This is a genomic window from Sphingobium limneticum (genome assembly GCF_008710165.1).
Lineage (GTDB): Bacteria > Pseudomonadota > Alphaproteobacteria > Sphingomonadales > Sphingomonadaceae > Sphingobium > Sphingobium limneticum.
This window is the reverse complement of record NZ_VYQA01000059.1, coordinates 1-2771: the sequence shown is the minus strand read 5'-3', so window position 1 is coordinate 2771 and position 2771 is coordinate 1. Positions and strand designations below refer to the sequence as shown.

Below are 2771 nucleotides of genomic sequence, written 5' to 3'. Positions count from 1 at the left end.
CGGATGCGGATGCGGATGCGGATGCGGATGCGGATGCGGATGCGGATGCGGATGCGGATGCGGATGCGGATGCGGATGCGGATGCGGATGCGGATGCGGATGCGGATGCGGATGCGGATGCGGATGCGGATGCGGATGCGGATGCAGATGCAGATGCAGATGCAGATGCAGATGCAGATGCAGATGCAGATGCAGATGCAGATGCAGATGCAGATGCAGATGCCGACGCCGATGCTGACGCTGACACTGATGCGCCGGCGCCGCCCACTGCTCGGCTGAATGCGACGGGGACGGTGTGTTCTGGCACCGCAGAAACCAATGCCACGGTACAGATCCGCAATGCGGCGGGCGTTTTGATCGGCAGCGGGGTTGCCGATGCGGACGGCAACTATGCCATCGACCTCGATACGCCCCTCGAAAATGGCGAGACGGTGACGGTTACGCAGGTTGACGCGGCCGGGAATGTTTCACCGCCCGCTGTGGCGATCGCGCCCGACCTGACGGCGCCTGATGCGCCTTCGGTTGCGCTGGAAACCGCGACGAGCCTGACAGGCACCGGTGAGCCTGGCGCCATTATCAACGTCTATGACTCGGCTGGAACGGTGCTGGGCACCGGTCATGTCGGCGGGGATGGTAGCTTTACGATCGCACTCAGCCCGCCGCAGAATAATGGCGAGCGCCTGACCGTCAGCCAGACAGATGGGGCCGGCAATGTGTCGGATCCCGTATTCGTGACCGCCGCCGACGGCACCGCGCCCCAGGCGCCGATCGCTGTCATCGGCAACGACGGGCTTTCCGTTACCGGTACGGGCGAACCGGGCGCCACCATCCGCATTTATAATGCTGCCCGCCTGTTGGTCGGTACGGCTGTGGTGCAGGGCAACGGCACCTACGCCGCCACGCTGGACATACCCCAGACCAATGGCGAAGCGCTGACCGTGACGCAGGCCGATGCGGCCGGCAATGAATCGACGCCCACCGCCATAGTTGCGCCCGATCTGGATGCACCCGCTGCACCGGGGGCCAGCATCTCGGGCAATGGTGCGACGGTGAGCGGGTCCGGAGAGCCGGGCGCGATCGTTGAGGTGCGCGATGCGCTGGGCACGTTGCTCGGCAGCGACATTGTGCGGCCCGATGGCAGCTATAGCGTGACCTTGTCACCGCCTCTGGTCGAAGGCGAACCGCTGTCGGTCACGCAGATCGATGCGGCTGGCAATGTGTCCGATCCGACGGCCATCAGCGCGCCTGACCTGACGGCGCCGGCAGCACCGAGCGCGACCATCGCAACCGATGGGTCGTCGATCAGCGGCACGGGCGAGGTCGGCGCGACCATCATCGTTCGCGACGCGTCGGGTGCGATCATCGGCACGACGAGAGTGGGCGATGATGGCAATTATAGTGTCGATCTCGATCCGGCGCGGGTCGATGGCGAAGTGCTCGACGTCACGCAAAGCGATGCGGCGGGCAATGAATCGGCCGTCATTCCGGTCACCGCGCCCGACCTGACGGCGCCACCTGCGCCTGTCGCGACCATCGACGGCACCGGCACGGTGGTAACCGGTACGGGTGTGGCCGGATCGACGGTCGAGGTGCGCGCGGCCGATGGCACGTTGCTGGGCAATGGCGTGGTGGACGCGCAGGGCAATTACACCGTCACGCTGACCACGCCGCAGGTGGACAGCGAGCCATTGAACGTGACGCAGGCGGACCCGGCTGGCAACATATCCAACCCGACCGGCATCACGGCGCCCGACCTCACCCCGCCGGCCGCACCGGTCGCGACCATAGCGGCGGACGGATCGTCGATCAGCGGCACGGGCGAAGTTGGCGCGACCATCACCGTTCGGGACGCATCGGGTGCGATCATCGGCACGACGGTCGTGGACGATGATGGCAATTATCTCTTCCCGCTCAGCCCGGCACGGGTCGATGGCGAGGTACTGAGCATCACCCAGAGCGACGTGGCCGGCAATGTGTCGACCGGTGTGACGGTGACGGCGGACGATACGACGCCGCCGCCTGCGCCCAGCGCCACGATCGACGGCACCGGCACGGTGGTGACGGGATCGGTGGTGACCGGTTCGGGCGTGGCTGGATCGACGATCGAAGTGCGCGCGGCCGATGGTACGTTGCTGGGCAGCGGCGTGGTCGATGCGCAGGGCAATTATACAGTGACGCTCAATGCGCCGCAGGTGGATGGCGAACCCCTTGCCGTCACGCAGGTCGATCCTTCGGGCAACATATCCAACCCGACCGGCATCACGGCGCCCGATCTCACGCCGCCGGCCGCGCCAGTCGCGACCATAGCGGCGGACGGATCGTCGATCAGCGGCACGGGCGAAGTTGGCGCGACCATCACCGTTCGCGACGCGTCGGGTGCGATCGTCGGCACGACGGTTGTCGACGATGATGGCAATTATCTCTTCCCGCTCAGCCCGGCACGGGTCGATGGCGAGGTACTGAGCATCACCCAGAGCGACGTGGCCGGCAACGTGTCGACCGGTGTGACGGTGACGGCGGACGATACGACGCCGCCGCCTGCGCCCAGCGCCACGATCGACGGCACCGGCACGGTGGTGACGGGATCGGTAGTGACCGGTTCGGGTGTGGCTGGATCGACGATCGAAGTGCGCGCGGCCGATGGTACGCTGCTGGGCAGCGGCGTGGTCGATGCGCAGGGCAATTATACCGTGACGCTCAACGCGCCGCAGGTGGATGGCGAATCCCTTGCCGTCACGCAGGTCGATCCTTCGGGCAACATATCCAACCCG

2 protein-coding genes are annotated in these 2771 nt (G+C 66.3%); both read left to right on the top strand.

The window, feature by feature from the left end:
• Positions 1-279, top strand: a 279-nt coding sequence (locus F4U95_RS25320; RefSeq protein WP_246171719.1) for a hypothetical protein, incomplete at its 5' end; no start/stop codon positions are given.
• Positions 276-2771: Ig-like domain-containing protein (locus F4U95_RS24470; protein WP_281347250.1), on the top strand; the 2496-nt coding region annotated here is incomplete at its 3' end. The genes F4U95_RS25320 and F4U95_RS24470, both read left to right, overlap by 4 nt.